The 21,106-nt window shown below is 66.9% G+C and carries 11 protein-coding genes; 7 read left to right on the top strand and 4 right to left on the bottom strand.

From position 1 onward, the window contains the following. The first annotated feature begins 46 nt into the window (after positions 1 to 46). The gene (locus EWM63_RS18240; protein WP_130187802.1) at positions 47 to 2,263 is read left to right on the top strand and encodes a TonB-dependent siderophore receptor; all 2,217 of its coding nucleotides are present in this window, start codon (positions 47 to 49) and stop codon (positions 2,261 to 2,263) included. 57 nt (positions 2,264 to 2,320) lie between these two features. Here the strand turns inward: EWM63_RS18240 and EWM63_RS18235 are convergent, their stop codons facing one another. After that, positions 2,321 to 5,053: a TonB-dependent receptor gene (locus EWM63_RS18235; RefSeq protein ID WP_130187801.1), complete on the bottom strand. Its 2,733-nt coding sequence runs from the start codon at positions 5,051 to 5,053 to the stop codon at positions 2,321 to 2,323. 471 nt (positions 5,054 to 5,524) lie between these two features. On the opposite strand from EWM63_RS18235, the gene EWM63_RS18230 reads away from it, so the two are divergent. Then, entirely contained in the window at positions 5,525 to 7,444 is a 1,920-nt protein-coding gene (locus EWM63_RS18230; protein ID WP_229487368.1) for a glycoside hydrolase family 13 protein, read from the top strand. Continuing rightward, positions 7,441 to 10,722, top strand: a complete 3,282-nt coding sequence (locus tag EWM63_RS18225) for an alpha/beta hydrolase-fold protein (RefSeq protein WP_130187800.1) — start codon at positions 7,441 to 7,443, stop codon at positions 10,720 to 10,722. The genes EWM63_RS18230 and EWM63_RS18225 overlap by 4 nt, the downstream gene beginning before the upstream one ends. Before the next feature lie 17 nt (positions 10,723 to 10,739). Here the strand turns inward: EWM63_RS18225 and EWM63_RS18220 are convergent, their stop codons facing one another. Beyond that, positions 10,740 to 12,023: an amidohydrolase family protein gene (locus EWM63_RS18220; RefSeq protein ID WP_130187799.1), complete on the bottom strand. Its 1,284-nt coding sequence runs from the start codon at positions 12,021 to 12,023 to the stop codon at positions 10,740 to 10,742. A gap of 202 nt (positions 12,024 to 12,225) precedes the next feature. Between EWM63_RS18220 and EWM63_RS18215 the strand changes: the two genes are divergently transcribed. From EWM63_RS18215 to EWM63_RS18200, 4 genes are all read left to right on the top strand, one after another. Then, positions 12,226 to 13,245, top strand: a complete 1,020-nt coding sequence (locus EWM63_RS18215; RefSeq protein ID WP_130187798.1) for a phasin family protein — start codon at positions 12,226 to 12,228, stop codon at positions 13,243 to 13,245. A gap of 107 nt (positions 13,246 to 13,352) precedes the next feature. Continuing rightward, positions 13,353 to 15,104 carry an ABC transporter ATP-binding protein gene (locus tag EWM63_RS18210; RefSeq protein ID WP_130187797.1) on the top strand — a complete coding sequence of 584 codons (1,752 nt, stop codon included), beginning with the start codon at positions 13,353 to 13,355 and terminating at the stop codon, positions 15,102 to 15,104. After that, positions 15,094 to 16,908, top strand: a complete 1,815-nt coding sequence (locus tag EWM63_RS18205) for an ABC transporter ATP-binding protein (RefSeq protein WP_229487367.1) — start codon at positions 15,094 to 15,096, stop codon at positions 16,906 to 16,908. Before EWM63_RS18210 ends, EWM63_RS18205 begins: the two co-directional genes overlap by 11 nt. Positions 16,909 to 17,082: 174 nt before the next feature. Beyond that, a complete protein-coding gene (locus tag EWM63_RS18200; RefSeq protein WP_229487366.1) occupies positions 17,083 to 19,200 on the top strand; it encodes a tetratricopeptide repeat-containing diguanylate cyclase in 2,118 nt (705 codons plus the stop codon). A gap of 76 nt (positions 19,201 to 19,276) precedes the next feature. Here the strand turns inward: EWM63_RS18200 and EWM63_RS18195 are convergent, their stop codons facing one another. Next, on the bottom strand, positions 19,277 to 19,639 hold the full coding sequence (locus tag EWM63_RS18195; RefSeq protein ID WP_130187795.1) for an apolipophorin: 363 nt from the start codon (positions 19,637 to 19,639) through the stop codon (positions 19,277 to 19,279). Positions 19,640 to 19,779: 140 nt separating this feature from the next. Next, complete coding sequence (locus tag EWM63_RS18190) at positions 19,780 to 21,105, bottom strand: hypothetical protein (protein ID WP_165390861.1); 1,326 nt, start codon at positions 21,103 to 21,105, stop codon at positions 19,780 to 19,782. Between the last annotated feature and the right edge of the window lies 1 nt (position 21,106).

Raw genomic sequence — 21,106 nt, 5'->3', positions numbered from 1 at the left:
AGCCAGCCGACGCCAGCCCGCTTCTGCCACCATCGGGAAGGGTTTCATGGCGCAGTTCTCCAAGCCGGCACAGGCCGGCCTTCTTTCGTTTCTTCCGGTTCACCCGCGTCAAACGCTTCAAGCACGTCAACCGGTCAGGCTTCGTCCGATCGCCTTTGCGCTGCTGTGCGCCTGGGCACCCGTCCACGCGGCTGCCTCCGCGCCCGCCGTCGACGCCCCGGCGGAAGCCGACGCGGCCCCGATCGCCGTCGTGAAGATCGAAGGCAGCAAGGCCGACGACGATTTCGTGGCGCGGCGCAGTGGCTCCGCCACGAAGACCGACACGCCGCTGATCGAAACGCCGCAATCGATCTCCGTGATCCCGGCCGAACGCCTGCAGCTGCAGGGCGCGCAAACATTGCGGCAGACGCTGAACTACACGGCCGGCCTCGTTGCCGTGTCGCTCGACAGCCGCGGTGACAGCGTCACGTCGCGCGGCGGTTCGCCGACATCGCTCGTCGATGGCCTGCAGTACAACTTCGGCTTCTACAACACCACCCGTCCCGATCCGTTCATGCTGGAACGCGTGGAGGTGCTGCGCGGCCCGTCGTCGGTGCTGTATGGCCAGGGCAGCGTGGGCGGCGTGGTCAACTACGTCACCAAGAAACCGGTGGCCGAACGGCGCCGCGAGGTGCAGGTGCAGGTCGGCAGCCATGACCGCAAGCAGGTGGCCGTGGACTTCAACGAGGTGCTCGACGATGCGGGTCACTGGCGCCTGCGCGTGGTGGCGATCGGCCGCGACAGCGGTTCGCAGGTCGGCCACGTGGCCGACGACCGCAAGGTGCTGATGCCGTCGCTGACGTGGGCGCCGGACGCCGACACGTCCCTGACGCTGCATGCACTGCGCCAGCAGGATGAAAGCGGCTCGCTGATCGGCTTCTTCCCGTGGCAGGGCACGCTGCTGCCGTCGCAATATGGCCAGATCCCGACCGACACGTTCACGGGCGAGCCGGGCTGGGATGCCTACAAGACGGACCAGACGTCGTTCGGCTGGCAGTTCAGCCACCACTTCAGCGACAACCTCGCGCTGCGCCAGAACGCCCGCAAGAGCAATTCGGACGTCGACTACCGCAGTGCCTACACGAGCTTCACCGCGATCCCGTTGCGCAGCCGGCCCGGGCGCCCCGTGTTCAACGCGGACAACCGCACGATCGAGCGCGACCTGATCCAGCAGGCGAACGCGCTCGACACGCTGCTCTTCGACACCCAGCTCGAAGCGCAGTTCGCCACCGGCCGCTGGCAGCACACGTTCCTGGCCGGCTTCGACGTGCAGCGCGCCGAGACCCGCCAGGCGACGGGCCGTGGCACCGCCGCCGCGCTGGACGTGTACAACCCCGTGTACGGCAACTTCACGCCGCCCGCATCGCTGGCGCAACAGCCGACCGCCGTGCTGCACCAGAAGGGCTTCTACGTGCAGGAACAGGCCAAGTTCGACGAGCGCTGGGTCGGTGTGCTGGGCTGGCGCCGCGACCACGCGGAGAACGACATCGCGGGCCGTCCCGCATCCCGCACGGACGACAAGGCCAGCACGAAACGCGTGGGCCTGCTGTACCTGGGCGACGGCGGCTTTTCCCCTTACGTCAGCTATGCCGAATCGTTCCTGCCGCTGGGCGGTGTCGATGTCTACAACGAACCGTTCAAGCCGCAGCGCGGCAAGCAGTGGGAGGCGGGCATTAAATGGCAAGCCGCCCCCGCGGTGACGGCGTCGCTGGCGCTGTACCAGTTGCGCGACCAGAACCGCAAGACGGCCGACCCGGCGAACCCGCAAAACAGCGTGCAACTGGGCGAAGTGAAGGTGCGCGGCGCCGAACTGGAAACGGCCGGCGCGGTGCGCGGCTGGGACTGGACCGCCGCCTACACGTACACCGACGCACGCACCTCGCGCAGCAATGGCGCGGACCTGGGCAAGCGCGTGTCCGGCATCCCGAAGCACAACGCGTCGGCCTGGCTGGCGCGCGATTTCGCCGTCGGCGGCGTGACCGGCTTCACGGCGGGCGCCGGCGTGCGTTACATCGGCACATCATGGGACGGCGCCGATTCGCTGGAAACGCCGTCCGCCACGCTGGTCGACGCCCTGCTCGCCTACGAGACCGGCCCGTGGCGCTTCGCGCTGAACGCCGTCAACCTGGCCGACAAGGTGCAGATCACCACCTGCCTCGCCCGCGGCGACTGCTTCTACGGCCAGCGGCGCACGGTGATGCTGACGGCAAGGTATCTCTGGTAAAAGCAAAAAAGCCCCGCCGCTTGCGCGACGGGGCTTCTTGCATGCAGCGAAGCTGGCTTAGAACTTGTAGTTCACACCCAGCAGCACGGTGCGGCCGTACTTCTGGTATTCCAGCTGCTGGTTCTTCGAACCGTTGTAGGTTTCGTAGGCGGCGTTGCGCAGGTTGTTCGCCTGCAGCACGATGCCCATGTCCTTCAGCGGGCCGTTCTGGAACGTGTAGCCGACCTGGAAGTCCAGGATGCTCTCGCCCACCACGTAGCGCAGCGAACGTTCGGCGGCGAAGTTGCCGATCTCGCCCACGAAGTCGGAACGCTTGCGCTGGCTCAGGCGGGTCTCGAAGCCGTTCTTCTCGTAGTACACGGTCAGGTTCGTCACGCGCTTCGACAGGCCCGGCAGCGGGATGTTCTGGCCGATCGAGCCATCCGGTTCCTGGATCGCGATATTGCTGTCCGTGTAGGTACCGGACGCCACGATGCCGAAGCCATCCAGCACCGGGGTCAGCATGTTCAGCGGCAGGGAGCCGGACAGTTCGATGCCGCGCATCGTGCCGCCGTTGCCGTTGTACGGCGCCTTGTAGTCGCCGAACTGCGTGTTGGCCTTCGTGCCCGGGATGAACGCCGAGAAGTCATAGGTCTTGGTCTGCGTGAAGATGTACGTGTCGAGCTTCTTGAAGAAGAATGCCGCGGCCACGTAGGCCTTCTTGCCGAAGTACTTTTCATACGACACGTCGAACGCCTTGGCGCGCCACGGATCGAGCTGCGCATTGCCGCCCGAAGCGCCCGGCTTGAACGTGGTGTCCGACACGCCGAAGTCCAGCGCGGCGCGCAGCTGGTCCACGCGCGGGCGGGCGATCTGCTTGGCCATTGCCACACGCACGGTCTGGTCGTTCGGCAGGCCGAAGTTCAGGTTCATGCTCGGCAGCCAGTCGTTGTAGGACTTGCCGTCGTGGATCGGCTGCACCTGCTGGTCGCCGGCCAGCGCACCGTTGAAGTACTTCGAATCGGACGACTGCTTGGTGTGCTGCACCTGCACGCCCACGTTACCGCGCAGCGAGATGTCGCCGAACTCATGCTCGATGTTCGCCTTGGCGTAGGCCGTGGAAATCTTCTCGCGCACCGACCAGTTCTTGATCAGGATGGCGCCGCTGCCAGCGGTCGGGTTGAACGTCATGTAGCGCGCGACGACGGCCGGCACGTCCCATGCGGGCACGTTGCCGACGCCGGCGAAGCCCAGGTCGACGGAACCGTACAGCAGCGACGGATCGATCGTGGTCGGGTTGCCGGCCAGGTTGATGTTGCCTTCCGGCTGATCCTTGTCCTTCGAACGGTCGCTGTGGTTGACGCCCACGTCGAAGCCCGAGAACCAGTTTTCCAGCGCGGCCGGCGCCTGGAAGTTGGCGGCCAGCTTCACGCTCTTGAGCTCATCTTCCACGTACGGCACCTTGCCATAGCCGGAGCCGTAGATCGTGTTCTTCACGTACAGGTTCGATGCGTCGCTATAGTCGGCGCGGCCCGGCGTCATCGTCGGGAACGTGCCGCTGTTGAAGCCCAGGTTGATCGTATCGAGGTACTGCGCGTTGTTGACGGCACCCAGTTGCAGGTTGTTTTCCAGGCCCAGTTCATCGCGCTTGGCTTTCGACCAGGAGAGGTCGGCCACCAGCTTCACGCCATCGAGGCGCCATTCATTGTTCCAGCCCAGCGCGCGGATGTCGTCGCGGCGGTTGGTGTACATGCCGCGCACCAGCGGGTAGACGTTGTTGGCCACGGCGCTGCCGATCGCGTTGCCGTTCTTCGTCACGTTCGAATAGAACGGCTCCGGCTGCAGGCCGCCATTCCAGCCGGACAGGTTCACTTCGAACTGGTTGGCGGTGTCTTCATGCTTGAACACCGACGCGTAGAAATCCAGCGTGCTGGTGAACGACTTGGTCGGGCGATACTCCACCACGCCCATCAGGCCGTCGCGGCGGTTGTAGCCGGTGCGGGACAGTGCCTTGATGCCATCGGTGGCGGTGGTGCCTGCCGGCAGGCCCGTGCGGGAATCGGTCTTCCACGGTTCGTAGATGCCGGTTTCGTGGGCCAGCACCGGGGACTCCAGGTGCGCGAAGCCGATCGCCACACCGAGCTTGCGGTTCAGGAACTGGTCGATGTAGCTGATGGAGAAGCGGTTGCCCAGCGACTTCGTGTTGGCCACGCTGCCCAGCGAATTGTGCTCGGCGCGGGCGTTCATCGCCACGGTGCGCTTGCCGAAGTTCAGCGGACGCACGGTCTGCAGGTCGATCGTGCCCGACAGGCCCTGGCCGATCAGGCCAGCGTCCGGGGTCTTGTAGATCGTCACGCCGGACAGCAGTTCGGACGGGTACTGGTCGAATTCCACGGAGCGGTTGTCGCCGGTGGAGACCTGTTCGCGGCCGTTCAGCAGCGTGGTGGAAAAGTCCGGGGACAGGCCCCGCACCGAGATCACCTGCGCACGGCCGGCCACGCGCTGGGCGGCCAAGCCCGGCAGGCGGGCGATCGATTCGGCGATGGACACGTCCGGCAGCTTGCCGATGTCTTCCGCGGAGATGGCCTCGACGATCGACGACGAGTCCTTCTTGACGGAGATGGCATCCTCGATGCCGCGGCGGATGCCGGTCACGGTCACCGTGGTGATCGGCGCCTCGGCCGCCGGGGTGGTGGTGGTTTGCGCGGCGGCGGGGTTCGCCAGCGCGGTTACGAAGAGTGCGCAGCCAGCCGCGACCGGGCTCAGTTGCAGGGCCGTGCGCACACGGCGCTCAGGCGCAAAGAATTTCATCGAAGTCCCCTCACTAAAGTACGATTTTTTCCCACGCGCAATAATTAGCTCGACTACATGGGATTCCAAGGATTGCGGCCGCTCTGTCAGACGTCCTGAGGGAATTTTGTATTAAAACTAGATCTAGTGTCAATTAAAGTTCAATCCGACTACGCCTGTTTTGGCGGTTTTGCGCCGTGTTTGCGGCACATGCAACGTTTTCGTTGTATCGCGGCTACAGAAATCATGGCGGCACTCTGTAGTGGAACTACAAAAAACACGGCAAGACAACCGTTTCCACTGTAAAGATGTAACGAAACCGTCTTTCGGCCATGTTGCTGCCGTCCACACCATGTATTAAAACTAGGGGATTGGCTGTCCGGGGCGTTGTAGAGTCCCTGCAATCATAGTATTCTGCTCACGTTTTCCCGTGGCAGCAAGCCGTCCAAGAGCTTGTAGTCCCACTACTTACAGGCTTTTGCGGAGGAGACCATGCACCCTGCCCTGTTGCCGCCGGCGCTCGCCGTGCCCTTGATGCTTGCCATGCTGGTGGCCCCCGCGCCTGCCAAGGGCGGCCCCGCCAGTTACCGCATCGATCACCTGGAACCCGCATCGTGGTGGACCGGCATGCGCCACCCGGCACTGCAGCTGATAGTACATGGCGAGCACATTGCCGACCTGCGGCCGGACATCGGTTACCCGGGCGTGCGCATCGCCGGGACCACGCGCGTGGCCAACCCGAATTACCTGTTCATCGACCTGGAGCTGGCCGCCGGCGTGCGGCCGGGCAGTTTCGACATCGCCTTCCACGCGCCCGGCGCGGCCGGCAAGGCGGCGGTCCTGAAGCACCGCTACCAGTTGCAGCCGCGCGCGCCGGGCTCGCGCGAGCGCCAGGGCTTCACGGGCCGCGATGCCATCTACCAGGTGATGCCGGACCGCTTCGCCAACGGTGATCCGGCGAACGACAGCATCGCGGCCATGCCCGACAAGGCGAACCGCGCAGCCGGCGGCGGCCGGCATGGCGGCGACCTGGCCGGCATGACCGCGCATCTCGATTACATTGCCGCGATGGGCTACACGCAGGTCTGGCCCACGCCACTGCTCGAGAACGACATGCCGGCCTATTCGTATCACGGCTACGCGGCCACCGACCATTACCGTATCGACCGGCGCTATGGCAGCAACGACGATTTCCGTGCCTTCGTGGCCGCCGCGCGCGCCAGGGGCATCGGCGTCATCCAGGACGTGGTGCTCAACCACATCGGCGCCGGTCACTGGTGGATGAAGGATCTGCCCATGCCGGACTGGATCACCCACGAAGGCAAGCCCGTGATGACGCGGCACCACCGCGTGGCGGTGGGCGATCCGTATGGCAGCCGCGCCGACGCGCGCAATTTCACGGAAGGCTGGTTCTCGCGCGGCATGCCGGACCTCAATGGGGCGAATCCCTACGTGGCGAACTACCTGATCCAGAACACGATCTGGTGGATCGAGTATGCGGGCCTGTCCGGCCTGCGGGTCGATACGTGGGGCTACTCGAACAATGCCTTCCTCGCCGAATGGTCGCGCCGCGTGATGGCGGAATATCCGAACCTGAACCTGGTCGGCGAAGAGTGGAGCACGCGCGTGCCCGTCGTGGCGCGATGGCAGGCCGGCAAGGCCAACCACGATGGCTACGTGTCCCATTTGCCGTCGCTGATGGATTTCCCGCTGAACGATGCGCTGCGCCGCGCGCTGACCAGTACCGCGACTGACAGCGACCACGGTACCTTCAGCCTGAACGATCTGTATGAGACGCTGGCCCAGGATCACCTGTACCCGGCGCCGCAAGACCTCGTGCTGTTCGAGGGGAATCACGACCTGCCCCGCACCTGGAGCGTGCTCGGCGAAGACATGGGCCTGTGGAAGATGGCGATGGCCTACGTGCTGACGGCGCCGCGCATCCCCCAGTTCTATTACGGCACCGAAATCCTGATGGGAAGCACCACGCAGGGCCGCGACGACGCGTCGTACCGCCACGATTTTCCGGGCGGCTGGCCGGGCGACAAGGTGAATGCGTTCACTGGCACGGGCCTTACGCCAGCGCAGCGCGAAGCACAGGCTTTTTTGAAAAAACTGCTGAACTGGCGCAAGGGCGCCACCGTGATCCACCGTGGCCGAACGATGCATTTCGGCCCCGAGCAAGACACCTATGTGTTCTTCCGGTATGGCGGCAATGCGCAGGGCGGCGGCAAGGTGATGGTCGCCCTGAACAAGAACCGCACGCCCGTCACGCTCGACACGGCCCGCTTCGGCGAGATGCTCGACGGCGTCCATGCCGGCACCGATGTCCTGACCGGACAAACCTTCCACCTCGAACGCGGCATCACGCTGCCGGCCCGCACGGCCATCATCCTGGAGTTGAAACAATGAAGCGCACCCTCATCGCCACCGCCACCCTGGCCATGCTCGTCGCCGGTTCGCTGCAATGCGCCGAGCAGACGATTCCCTTCGGTTCGTGGGGCAAGCCGGAAGCGGTGCGCATCGCCACGGACGACGAGAAGGCGCCGCTGCGCACCTACACGCATGGCACGACGATGACGCTGCGGGACGGCGATCCGCGGAACGTCACCTATGCCGAGAGCGCGGGCCTGCCACGCGTGCGCAGTGGAAGCGTGGCGTTCGACGCGCTGTTCGCAATGGCGATGGCCGAGATGCGGCAGGATGCCGTGGCCGCGATCCGCGACGACTCCTATAACGGCGGCCAGCCCATTCCCTGCGAATGCTTTGAAACGGGCGAGAAATGGCACTACGTATGGACACGCGACCTGGCTTACGCGGCCGGGCTGGGACTGGGCATGCTGGACCCGCAGCGGGTGCGCAACTCGCTGCAGTTCAAGCTCTCGGGCTACCGGGATGGCGTGAAGAAGCCGGCGCAAGTGCCGGGCACCGAAGACGGCCTGCAGATCGTGCAGGATACCGGCAGCGGCGGCAGCTGGCCCGTCAGCACCGACCGCGTCACGTGGGCGTTCGGCGCCGACGAGGCGCTGAAGGCACTGCCGCCGGCCGAGCGCGCGGCGTTCGTGCCGGTCGCCCTGAAAGCCCTGTCGAACACGATCGAAATCGACCGCGTGGCGGCGTTCGATCCGGCCGCGGGCCTGTACAACGGCGAGGAGTCCTTCCTCGACTGGCGCGAGCAAACGTATGCGGACTGGATTCCCGGCCAGCTGGCGCACATGGCGACGGCGAAGGCGCTGTCGACCAACGTGGCCCACTACAAGGCATTGACGCTGGCGGCGCAACTTGCGGAGGAACAGGGCGATGCCGCCACGGCAAAGCGCTACGGCGACTGGGCCGTGCAGCTGAAGGATGCGATCAACGGCCGGCTGTGGCTGAAGGATGCCGGCATGTACAGCAGCCTCACGGCCGGCCATTTCGACGGCGCGCCGCTGCACAAGTTCGACTGGCTGGGCCAGGCGCTGGCCATCGTCACCGGCGTGGCGGACGCCGAGCAGGCGAACAGCATCGTCGCCCGCTACCCGCATGGGCCGATGGGCGCGCCGGTGATCTGGCCGCAGCAGCCGGGCCGCGCCGTGTACCACAACCGGGCGATCTGGCCTTTCGTCACCGCCTATGGGCTGAAGGCCGCGATCCAGGTGCAGAACGTGGCTGCGGCCGATGCCGCCTACGACACGCTCCTGCGCGGCGCCGCCGTCAATGCGTCCAACATGGAAAACTTCGAATGGCTCACGGGCCTGCCGATGTTCGACCCGAGTGGAGGCCGGCAGACCGACCTGGCGGGCCCCGTCGTCAACTCGCGCCGCCAGCTATGGTCCGTGGGCGGCTTCGCCGGCGCGCTGGTGGGCGGCGTGTTCGGCATCTCGACCGCGCAGGACGGCATCGACGTCAAGCCCTTCGTCACGTCGAAGCTGCGCCACGAAGCGTTCCAGGGCAGCGGCACGGCCCTGCTGGCCGGCCTGAAGCTGCGCAACCACGTGATCGACGTGCAGCTGGTGCTACCGCCGGCGCAGTCCATGGCCGGCTACCACCCCGTGCAGCAGGTGCTGTTGAACGGCAAGCCGGTCGATGGCCGCATCAAGTGGGCGGATCTCGGCGAACACAACACGATCGTCGTGCAGCTGGGCAGCCTGATGCCGGGGCGGCAAACGATCACGCGCGTGGCGGCCGATCCGCTCACGGTCGATCCGGCCGTGTTCTCGCCGGCCGAACCGGCGATCGTGTCGGCCGCGCATGGCAGGCTCGGATTCGCGTCGAAGCCGGCGGCGGGCACCGTCTACAACGTGTATCGCGATGGCCAGCTGGCGGCAGCGGGCGTGAAAGGCGCCAGCTGGTCCGATCCGAAGCCGGCCGCGGCGGCATGCTACGCGGTGGAAGCCATGTTTCCCGACTCCGGCAACCGCAGCCACCACAGCGCGCCGGCCTGCACGGGCCGCGCCATCGAAGTGGCCGCCGGCGATGCGCGCATCGCATCGAGCGTGAAGGCGAAGAACGGCGCGTTCGCCGGCTGGGGCGCGCCCGCCGATACGTTTTCGGCCACGCTTGCCGTGCCGCAGGCAGGCACCTATGCCGTGCAGGTCCGCTACCGCAACAATGCGCACCAGGTCAACCTGGGCATCACGGGCGGCGTCAAGTGGATGAAGGTGCGCGACGCGGCAGGCGGCGTCGTCGCCCAGGGGGTCGTGCAGCTGCCGCACTCCCCTGCCGGCCAGGCCGTGTACTCGACGCCGCTGTCCGCGCAATTGAAGGCGGGCAAACACTCGGTCGAGCTGTCGGACTTCATCAACATGAGCAGCCTGCAATCGAATGCCACGTACGCGGATGCGGGCGGCAAGTCGGGGCCGGCGAACCGGGTCGACATCCATGGCATCCGGCTGCTGGCCACGGGCGCGACAGCACCGGCGCTTGTGGCGAAAGGCCGCCTCGTCATCGTCGATGACTTCGCATCGCCGCAACTGGGCAATACCCGCAAGCTGCGCATCTGGCTGCCGGCAGGCTACGACCGCAATCCCGGCAAGCGCTACCCGGTGCTGTACATGCACGACGGCCAGAACCTGTTCGACCAGAAGACGGCCTACAGCACCGAATGGCACATCGATGAAGTGGTCGACCGGCTGGCCGCGCAGGGCGACATGCGCGAGATCATCGTGGTCGGCGTCGACAACACGCCGGACCGCAACAGCGAGTACACGCCCTGCTGCGATGCGCGCTACGGCGGCGGCAAGCTGGCGGCCTATGGCCGATTCCTCGTCGATACCGTCAAGCCTTACATCGACGGGCAGTACCGCACGCTGCCCGGCCGGGCCGATACCGCCGTCATGGGATCGTCGTTCGGCGGCCTGGCATCGCTGTACCTGGCGCAGCACCATGCGAACGTGTTCGGCCAGGCCGGCATCATGTCCGGTTCGTTCTGGTGGAATGGCGGCGCGCCCGTCACCACTGCGCGCAAGATCGCGGCAACGCCGGTGCGGCTGTACGTGGATGCCGGCACGGGCATGGACGGCGTCGAAGGCACGCGGGCATTCCGCCAGGCCGTGCTGAAGAACGGCTGGCGCGAGGGCGACGACCTGCTGTACGTGGAAGACGAAGGCGGCATGCACAACGAGCAGGCCTGGGCCGGTCGCGTGCACCGCGCGTTGCGGTGGTTCTTCCCGGCCTCCCGGTCGTACAAGGACGCGAACCCGATGCAATAAGTGCCGGCCGCGGCTGGCTAGCTCGGCCGGCCCAACTGGCGGAAGTCGGCGCTGTCGGGCCGGCCCGGCAGGTGGAGCCGGGCCACGGCACGCGGCGATTCGGCCAGGATGCGGCCGCGCCGCATGACCAGCCGGCGCGCCGCGCGCAGCCGGATCGCCTCGATCGGGTCGCCCGCGTCCAGCAGCACCAGGTCGGCGTGGCAGCCGGGCTCCAGGCCATAGCCATCCAGTCCCAGGATCCTTGCCGGGTTTTCGGTGATGGCCGCGAAGCAGGCGCGTATCCCATGCTGGCTGGTCATCTGCGCCACGTGCAGGCCCATGTGCGCCACTTCGAGCATGTCGCCGGACCCCATGCCGTACCACGGGTCCATCACGCAGTCGTGGCCGAACGCCACGGTCACGCCGGCCGCCATCAATTCCGGCACGCGCGTCATGCCGCGCCGTTTCGGGTAGGTGTCGTGCCGGCCTTGCAGCGTGATGTTGATCAGCGGGTTGGCGATCGCCGCGACGCCGGATTCGGCGATCAGCGGCAGCAGCTTGCTCACGTAATAGTTGTCCATCGAGTGCATCGATGTCAGGTGCGAGCCCGCCACGCGGCCGTGCAGGCCGAGGCGGTGGGTCTCGGCGGCCAGCGTTTCGATGTGACGCGACAGCGGATCGTCCGATTCGTCGCAGTGCATGTCCACCATCAACCCTTGCGCCGCGGCGAATTCGCACAGCACGCGCACCGACTCGGCGCCATCGGCCATCGTGCGCTCGAAATGGGGAATGCCGCCGACGACGTCCACGCCCATCGCGATCGCCCGCTTCAGGTTGGCCAGCGCCGTCGGGCTGCGCAGCAGGCCATCCTGCGGGAACGCCACCAGCTGCATGTCGAGGTATGGCGCGACGCGTCGCTTCACCTCCAGCAATGCCTCCACGGCCAGCAGGCGGTCGTCGCACACATCGACGTGGGTGCGGATCGCCAGCAGGCCGCGCGCTACCGCCCAGTCGCAATAGCGCATCGCCCGTTCGACCAGCGCTTCCTGCGTGAGCTGCGGTTTCAGTTCGCCCCACAACGCGATCCCTTCGAGCAGCGTGCCGCTGGCGTTCACGCGCGGCAGGCCGTAGGACAGCGTGGCATCCATGTGGAAGTGCGCATCGACGAACGGCGGCGTGACCAGGTCGCCCTCCGCATCGATCTCGCGCGCGGCGGTCAGGGCGAGGCGCGGCGCGACCGCGGCGATGCGGCCATCCTGCACGGCGATGTCGATGCCGGTGCGCCCGTCGGGCAGCGTGGCGTTGCGAATGACGAATTCCATGGGTGAACTCCAGCAATGGGGATGGCCGATTGTAGGGACAACAAGGCAAACGGCGCAATGGCACTGAAAATTCGGATACCGAAACGTATGTTGCAGTGCGTTAATTTCCGAATAAAGAACGCACAAACCGCTTTCCAATGCCTTGTTTCATCGCTAGAATTCATTTATTGCAACGCACAATTCCTTGTTCCCGGGAGAGCTTATGTCTTCGATTACCGAACAGATTTCCGAACAGATTTCCAGAACGAGCAAAACGCAGCTTGAGAGCCAGCTCAATTTCCTGAACAGCGTACTGAAAAGCACCGTCGACGGTGCCGGCCAGCTCGTGGCACTGAACCTCAGCACGGCACGCAACGCCGCTGAACGCAGCACGGTTGCCGCCCGCAAGCTGATCGAAGCAAAGGATTCCAGCGCGGTCTTCGAACTGGCCCGCCCGCTGTCCGCGATCGAAGGCCTGTTTGCCTACAACCGCGAAGTGTTCTCGATCGCCACCAAGACCCAGCAGGCGCTGCTGCGCACGGCAACGGAGCGCTTCCGCGACGTGCCGGCGAAGACGCTGAGCCTGGCCGCGCCAGCCGTTGCCCAAGTGTCCGAGTCCGCCGCGAACGCCGCGCTGGCAGCCACGAACGCGGCGGCGGAAGCGGCGCAGTCGGCCGCTGCCGGCGCCACCGCCACGGCTTCCCAGGCGGCGCATGCGGCAAGCGACGCCGCGCAAGCGGCCACCAGTAGCACGGTGGAAGCGTCCCGCGCGGTCACGCAAGCGGCCGCCACGGCGGCGCAAGGCACGGCGCAAGCCGCCACGAAGGCAACGCAGGATGCCACCGAGGCGACCTCGAAGGCAACGCAGGATGCGGCCGAGGCAACCTCGAAGGCAACGCAGGAGGCCACCGAGGCAGCCGCGCAAACCACGAGCAATGCGGTCGAAGCCGCCAGCGAGTCGATCGCCAAGGCAGCCGAAGCCGGGTCCGACGCAACGTCGAAGGCAAGCGACGCGGTGAGCGAAGCCGTGGAACGCGTGACCGACGCGGCGGCGCAAGCGACGCCGGTTGCCGCACCGATCGCGGCCGAAGCCGCCGAGGCTTCGGCCACGCTGTTCGAGGCGGAACAGGCGGCGGCGAAAACCGTGCGCGGCAAGCCGGCCACGAAACCCGTTGCCGAAGCACTGGCCGCACTGGCCGACAACAAGCCGGCCCGCTCGGCACCGGGCAAATCCCGCAAGTAATTTCCCCTCCCCACGTCGCCGACCCGCACGGGTCGGCCGACGCGCTCTGCCCGCCTGATGTATCCTAGTCCCCCGAATCGGCCGCTGGCCCCATTCAAGGATATGTCATGAGTTTATCGAGGCTAATCACCGGCTTCGTGCGCACGCATTGGCGCGCGTATGCGGGTGCCGGCGTGATGCTGGTCCTCGTTGCCGTCATCGGCGTCTGGATTCCCCGCAAGATCGGCCAGATGGTCGACGCACTGGCCGCGCAGCGTCTTTCGCACACGGAACTGATCGAGGGCGTGGGCCTGCTGTTGCTGGTCGGCGTGGCCAACTACGGCTTGCGCGTGGCATGGCGGATCCGTCTGTATTCGACCGCCTACCGGCTCGGCGTGGAATTGCGCACGCGCTTCTACAGGCGCCTTACGCTGCAGGGTCCGGCCTTCTACCAGAAGCAGCGCACCGGCGACCTGATGGCGCTGGCCACGAACGACATCGATTCGATCGAGCAGGCGGCCGGCGAAGCCATGCTGGCCGGCTTCGACGGCGCACTGACCCTGGTGCTGGTCATCGGCATCATGACGCTGGGCGTCGACTGGCGCCTCGCGCTCGTCGCCCTGCTGCCGTTCCCGCTGATGGCCTATGCGTTCTGGCGCATCTCCACGCAGATCCACACGGCGGCGGGCGATTCGCTGAAACGGTTCGCCGCGCTGAACGACCATGTGCAGGAAACCCTGACCGGCGTGCGCACACTGCGCACGCTCGGCCTGGAAGCGCGCAGCGCCGCCACGTTTTCCGAACTGGCCGGCAAGGCATCTAACGCGGCGCTCACCGCGCAGCGCTGGGAAGCGGCCTATGAACCGGCCGTGGGACTGACGCTGACGGCCGCCACCGGCCTGACGCTGGGCGTGGGCGGCTACCTCGTGTGGACGGACCAGCTGACGATCGGTGGGTTGACGAGCTTCTCGATGTACCTGGGCCAGTTGATCTGGCCCATGTTCGCCGCCGGCTGGGTGCTGTCCCTGCTGGAACGGGGCCGCGCCGCATGGCAGCGGCTGCAGCCGATGCTCGACGCGCCGCTGACGATCGCCGACCACGGCACGATGGCCGAACTGCAGCCGGGCGAACTGGCGGTCGACCACCTGACCGTGTGCTACCCGGGCCAGGTGGAACCGGCGCTGGCAGACGTCACGCTGCGCCTGCGGCCAGGGCAGACGCTGGGCCTCGTCGGCGCCACCGGTTCGGGCAAGACCACGCTGCTGCGCGTGCTGCTGCGCCAGCTGGCGCCGCAGTCGGGCACCGTGCGCTGGAATGGCCATGCGCTGGAGGAGTACAAGCTCGGGACGCTGCGCGGCGCGATCAGCTGGGTGCCGCAGGAATCGTTCCTGTTCTCGGCATCGATCGCCGAGAACATCGCGCTGGCAAAGCCCGGTGCAACGCGGGCCGAAGTGGAACACGCGGCCGACCTGGCGGCCATCCACGACGATATCCTGCTGTTCCCGCACCGTTACGAGACGGAGGTGGGCGAGCGCGGCATCACGCTGTCCGGCGGCCAGCGCCAGCGCGTGGCGATCGCCCGCGCGCTGCTGTCCGACAACGACCTGCTGCTGCTGGACGATGCACTGTCGGCCGTCGACACGGGCACCGAAACGCGCATCCTCGACCACCTGGAAGACCTGCGCCGTGCGAGGCCGGTGCGCAGCGCAATCATCGCCAGCCACCGGCTCTCGGCCGTGGTAAACGCCGACTGGATCGTCGTGCTGCACCATGGCCGCGTCGTCGAACAGGGCACCCACGACGAATTGCTGGCGCACGATGGCTGGTATGCCCGGCAATGGCGCTATCAACAACTGGAGGCGAGCCTCGATGCAAGCTAGCACGGACGAAAACCCGCAGGAAAAATCACACGCGGAATCGATGCGGCGGGCAACGGGCCTGCTGAAGGATGCCGCCGGGCCGGATGGCCACCACCTGTGGTGGGCCGTGCTGTGGCTCGTCATTGCCGCTGGGCTGGAAGTGGTCGGCCCGCTGCTGGGCAAGCGGCTGATCGACGAACACCTGCTGCCGCGCGTGCTGGACTGGCAGGCGATGGCGCTGCTGCTGGGCGGCGTGGTACTCACCGGTTGCGCCGCTTCCTGGCTGCGCTACCTGCAGCTGGTGCGCCTGTCCGGCCTGGCGATGCGCTCGGTGCAGCGGCTGCGCGAGCGCGTGTACGGCCACGTGCTGCGCCTGCCGATGGCGTTCTTCGACCGTGCCATCACCGGCCAGCTCGTGTCCCGCGTGACCAACGATACCGAGGCGGTGAAGGGCCTGTACATCCAGGTGCTGTTCGTGATCCTGGACAGCACCATCGTGTTGATCGGCACGATCCTGGCGATGGCGTGGCTGGACTGGCGGCTGATGTTGCTGGTGGTGGCGCTCATGCCATGCGTGCTGCTGATCGTGTGGTTGTACCAGCGCCTGTCGGCGCCGGCCGTGGCGAAGGCGCGCCAGCTGCGCAGCGACATCAATGCCCAGGTGGCCGAATCGATCGGCGGCATGAACGTGCTGCAGGCAAACAATGCGCAGGAACGTTTTGCCGAGCGCTTTTTCCGCACCAACGAAGACCAATACACGCAGCGGGTGGCCGAGATCCGCGCCAATGCCTGGCTGCTGCGGCCGGCGCTGGACATGCTGAACATCGTGCTGCTCGCCTCCGTGATCTGGCTGTTCGGCCAGCGTGCCGAAAGCGCGGTGCTCGGCGTGGCGGAAGTGGGCGTGCTGTACGCGTTCATCAGCTATATCGCGCGCGTGATCGAGCCGCTGATCCAGATCACCACGCAATTTTCGCAATTGCAGCAATCGGTGGTGGCCACGGCGCGCGTGGCCACGCTGCTCGATGAAGCGGGTGTGCCCGAATATCGCGACAGCGCGGCGGCCGACGCCGCGAACGAAGCAGCCTCACATGACACGCCGGCCATCGACATCCGCCATTTGGATTTCGCCTATGTCGACAACCAGAAAGTGCTGCACGATCTTTCGCTGCAGATCCCGCAGGGCGCGTTCTACGGCATCGTGGGCCATACCGGCAGCGGCAAGTCCACGCTGATGTCGCTGCTGCTGCGCTACTACCCGGCACCGCGCGGCAGCATCCTGATGAACGGCGTGCCGCTGGACGACATCGGGAACGATGCGTTCCGCGCCCGCGTGGGCCTGGTGCCGCAGGACCCGTTCCTGCTGGCCGCGTCGGCCCGCGAAAACATCGACATGGGCCGCAACCTGCCGCCCGAACGGATCGAGCAGGCGGCGCGCGCGGCGCATGCGCACGACTTCATCATGGCATTGGAAAACGGCTACGACACGCTGCTGGGCGAAGGCGGCTCCCGGCTCTCATCTGGGCAGAAACAGCTGATCGCGATCGCCCGCGCGCTGGCCGGCGAGCCGCGCGTGCTCATGCTCGACGAAGCCACCTCGCGCATCGACAGCTCCACCGAGCAGATCGTGCAGCAGGCGCTCGACGAATTGCGCGGACAGGTGACGATCATCGCGATCGCCCACCGGCTGTCGACGATCCGCGACGCCGACCGCATCGTGGTGCTGAACCACGGCCGTATCGAGGAATCGGGCCCGCATGACGCGCTGATGCGGATCGAGGGCGGCCTGTACCAGCGGCTGTACCTGCTGCAGCAACTGGCCGCGTGAGCCTGAACGCCCGGACTTGTGACTTGGGCAATGACGGCAAGATAACTGTGTTGCAGAAATGCCGTGACGTGCCGCGCGGCCGGGAAAATTCGCGGCTGCGCGTGAAATTCCTTATAGCAACAAGCCTATAATATGTGCACCCGTGCCCCATCCTTGCGCGGCAAGGACCTTCCGTTGGCCGCCCTGCTCTCCGCTTTCCATTCCCGCGCCGTTCGCCGCTTCGCCGCCCTCCTGGTGCTGGCGCCGGCGCTCGCGTTCGGCCAGGCTGCGCTCGACGAGGAGCTGGCCGCCACGCGCGAGATGGTGCGCTTCAACCCGGACGAGGCCGTGGCCCGCCTGGCCCGCCTGGTGCCGCAGGCGCGGACCGCGCCCCTGGCCACCCGTGCCGAGTTGCACTGGCTGTACAGCAGTGCGATCCGGCGCGCCGGCGACCCGAAACGCGCTCTGGCGATGGGCGACGAGCTGGTGGCCTGGGGCCGCGCGGCACGCGACGATGCCGTGTATGCCAAGGGCCAGCTGACCCGCGCCTATGCATTGTTCGATCTGGATGACCTGGGCGGTTCGCACAAGGCGAACTTCGAGGCGGAGCGGGCGGCCAACAACACGGGCGACCTGCCACTGCGCGTACAGGCGACGATCTCGGCCGGCCAGTCGTTCCAGGAACAGGGCAACTATCCGGCCGCGCTGGCCCGGCTGCAGGCGGCCATCGACCTGGCGCGCACGGTAAAGAAGGACAATGCGCCGCTGGCCGGCGCGCTGAACGCGCTGGCATTCCTCTACACGGACATGAAGCAGTTCGACAAGGGCTGGGAGGTGCAGCGCGAATCGCTGGAAGTGGCGCAACGCATGAAATCGCCCGGCCGACTGGCGATCGCGCTGGCCACCGAATACGGCCTGGCGATCGAATCGGGGCAGCATGAACAGGCCCGCCGCGCGCTGCTGGCGGAACTCGATGTCGAGCGCCGCCTGGGCGCGCGGCAAATGATCGCCGACACTCTCGTCAACCTGTCGGACCTGTACCTGAAGAAACGCGACTACCGAAGCACGGTCGGCTTCGCGCAGCAGGCGCTGGCCGCCGGCGAGGACGTGAAAAGTCCCCTCGTGATCGCCACTGCCCGCGTCAACCTGGGCCAGGCTTACCTGGGCATGGGCCGGCTGGCGGAAGGCAGGCGCCAGTTCGAGGCGGGGCTGGACGCCTATGAAAAGAACGGCGTAAAGCCGGAGCTGCAGGCCGTGCTGGTGGAATATGGCGCCGCCCTGGAACAGGCTGGCGACTACAAGGGCGCCATCGACGCGTATCACCGGGAACGCGACATCTCCGAGGAGATGTTCGCCGAGCAGCGCCAGAAAGCCGTACTGGAACTGCAGCAGAAGTACGACACCGAAAAGAAGCAGCGGCAGATCGACGCGCTGCGCCAGGAAAACCGCGTGAAAGGGGTGGAACTGGATAACCGGCGGCTGCAGCAGCGCATCTGGTGGCTGCTGGCGATCGTGTTTGCATTGGCGGCCGTGGTCGTGGGGCTGTTGTACCGCAAGGTGCGCCAGGCGAATGCCCAGCTCGAGGTAAAGAACCGGGAGCTGAAGCAGCAAAGCGCGCGCGATCCGCTGACGGCGCTGTACAACCGCCGGCACTTCCAGGAGTTCATGCGCCACCATGGGCAGGTCGAGCCCGGGCAGGCCGGGCATGGGAAGGCCGAGCGGCGCCAGCAGGATGGCGACCTGATCGGCGCGCTGTTCCTGCTGGACGTCGACCACTTCAAGCACATCAACGACAGCCACGGCCATGCGGCCGGCGATGCGGTGCTGAAGATGATCGCCGCGAGCCTGCGCGAGACGCTGCGCGAAACGGACATGATCGTGCGCTGGGGCGGCGAGGAATTCCTCGCATTCCTGCCGGCCGTGCCGCGTGGCGGCCTCGACGACGTGGCACGCCGCATCCTGCACGGCATCTCATCGCAATCCGTCGAGTACCAGGGCAGGATGCTGGCCGTGAACGCATCGGTGGGATTCGCGCCGTTCCCGCTGGTGGCACTCGACACGCCGATGTCGTGGGAGCGGGCCGTCAACCTCGTCGACATGGCGCTGTACATGGCCAAGTCGCATGGCCGCAACCGCGCCTATGGCGTGCGCGGCTTCCACGACCTGGAGCGGACAACGCTGGAAGCCGTCGAACAGGATCTCGAGAGCGCGTGGCGCAACGGCTTCGTCGACCTGGTTGTCGTGACAGGCGACATGCTGGACGGCGTGCCCGCCGCAGCGGAGACCCTGGAGCGGGCGGACCTGGTGGCCTGAATTGCTGTGGCCCGAGTTGCCGCGTGGTGGTTGCCGCGTGGTAGTCGCCGCGTCGCGGCCGGGCCAGGCGATGCCTTTACTTCGACTTGCCTTTTTCCGCTTCTTCCTGGTCCTCGCGCGCAGCTTCCGCGCTGGCCTGCACTTTTTCGCCGGCCCGTTCGAGCTTTTCGCCGACCACTTCGGCGGCCTTGTTCAGGTTCTCGCCCGCTTTCTCCGCCGCCTGGTCCAGCTCGCGGCCCGTTTCCTTCGCGGCTTCCTGGAAATTTTCGCGTGCTTTTTCCAGGTGCTCGGCCGCTTTCCCGGTAGCCTCGTCGAGCTCGCGGCCAGCGCGCTCGGCCGGACCGTCGACGCGGCGGTCGTCCTCCTTGTGGCAGCCGGCAAGTGCCAGCAGCAGCGCAAGAACGCCTGTGGTCGTGGTGAATCGTGATATGGGTTGCATGATTTCCTCCTTGCCGGCAGCTTAACAAAATTCGCCCTTGCGCCGCCGTTCGCGTGCCGGTCAGCTTACTCGCCTGCGCTCAGTTGTGCTCAGTTGCACGCATTTGCACGCACTTGCGCCCGTTGCGCCACGTTCGCCAACTACTCGCAGCGTTCGCCAACCCATTCGCGGCCGCCCTGCACGCAGGCGTGCATTTCGCGCTCCAGCCGCGCGGCCCTGTCGCGCAGCGCGCCGCAATCGCTGCCGCCCTGTGCGCTGCACTGTCCGGCAAGGCCCATCGCGCTGCGGTAGTTGCCCTGGGCGAGCTCGCGTTCGGCCTCGGCGCGCAGTCGCCGCGCCTCGGCACTGCTGCCAGGCATTTGCACCGCGGCCGTGGCGACGCGTGGCGGCGTCGTCGACAGCGGCGGCGGATAGGCGGCCTGCCCGGCCTGCCCACCTTGGCCCCCCTGTCCGGTACCTTGTCCACTGCCTTGTCCACTGCCCTGGCCTGCCCCTTCCAGCAGCGTCGATTCCAGCATCCGCGACAGCGATTCGCGCAGCGCCTCGATCCGCGGCCGGGTTTCCGGCCGGCGCAGTTTCTCCGCCGCGTCCAGCCGGGCTTCCACGCAGGCGCGATCTTTCCTGGCGAGGCACGCGTTGGCTTCGTCCAGCAGCTTCTCGGCGCGGCGCACGTCGATGCGTTCGCGCATCTCGCGGGTTTCCTCGTCGTCCTTCCAGCGCTTGACGAACGCCGACAGCCGCGCAGACGCCTTGTCGAGCGCATCGCCGGACAATGCCGTTTCCAGTGCGGCACGCGCATCGGACCAGGCCTTGTCACGCTGTTTTTTCTTTTCGCACGCCGGGGCGGCACTGGCGATCGCCTTCTGCAGCCGCGCCAGCTGGACCGTGTCGGCCTTGGCGCTGCGCAGTTCGGCAAGCGCCTCGCGCGCGTCGGCGATCTTGCACTCTTCCGTCAGCACAATGGCTTCATCGACCTTGCCGGCCAGCGCCTTTGCCGGATCGCCCGGCTTGACGAGGAACCAGATCGCTACCAGCAACAGCCCGATGAAGATCCACGTGCCCTTGCCGACCGGCTTGCGCACCGGTGGCAGCGACGGCCCGCCCGGCATGCTGCCCGGTGGCCGCGGCACGCCGGCCGCCGGCTGCGCCTGCTGGTAGCCCGGCGCCTGGGTGGGACCGGGACGCGAAGGTGCCGGCGCCGCCGCCGGCGGCGCGGGCGGACGGACCGGCGGCGGCACGGGGGCCGGTGGCGGTGGCGTCACCGTTGCCGGTGGTGGTGTCACTGTTGCCGGTGAGGGAACCGGCGCCGGCGGTGGTACGGGCGCGGGCGGTGGCACGGCGGCCGGTGGCGTGGCGGTGCGTGGTGCGCCGGCCGCCTGGCCGGTACCGCAATACGGGCAAAACCGCACGGCGCGCGGAAAGCCGCGGCCGCAAGACTGGTTGATGCAACGAAGATCGGACGTCACC

The sequence above is a fragment of the Pseudoduganella lutea genome (assembly GCF_004209755.1).
Taxonomy (GTDB): domain Bacteria; phylum Pseudomonadota; class Gammaproteobacteria; order Burkholderiales; family Burkholderiaceae_D; genus Rugamonas; species Rugamonas lutea.
Note: the sequence above shows the minus strand (reverse complement) of the source record. Positions and strands in the feature narration are given on the sequence as shown.

Coding starts and splice junctions, on each gene's coding strand:
- EWM63_RS18240 (WP_130187802.1), top strand. CDS start 47: ATGGCGCAGTTCTCCAAGCCGGCACAGGCCGGCCTTCTTTCGTTTCTT.
- EWM63_RS18235 (WP_130187801.1), bottom strand. CDS start 5,053: ATGAAATTCTTTGCGCCTGAGCGCCGTGTGCGCACGGCCCTGCAACTG.
- EWM63_RS18230 (WP_229487368.1), top strand. CDS start 5,525: ATGCACCCTGCCCTGTTGCCGCCGGCGCTCGCCGTGCCCTTGATGCTT.
- EWM63_RS18225 (WP_130187800.1), top strand. CDS start 7,441: ATGAAGCGCACCCTCATCGCCACCGCCACCCTGGCCATGCTCGTCGCC.
- EWM63_RS18220 (WP_130187799.1), bottom strand. CDS start 12,023: ATGGAATTCGTCATTCGCAACGCCACGCTGCCCGACGGGCGCACCGGC.
- EWM63_RS18215 (WP_130187798.1), top strand. CDS start 12,226: ATGTCTTCGATTACCGAACAGATTTCCGAACAGATTTCCAGAACGAGC.
- EWM63_RS18210 (WP_130187797.1), top strand. CDS start 13,353: ATGAGTTTATCGAGGCTAATCACCGGCTTCGTGCGCACGCATTGGCGC.
- EWM63_RS18205 (WP_229487367.1), top strand. CDS start 15,094: ATGCAAGCTAGCACGGACGAAAACCCGCAGGAAAAATCACACGCGGAA.
- EWM63_RS18195 (WP_130187795.1), bottom strand. CDS start 19,639: ATGCAACCCATATCACGATTCACCACGACCACAGGCGTTCTTGCGCTG.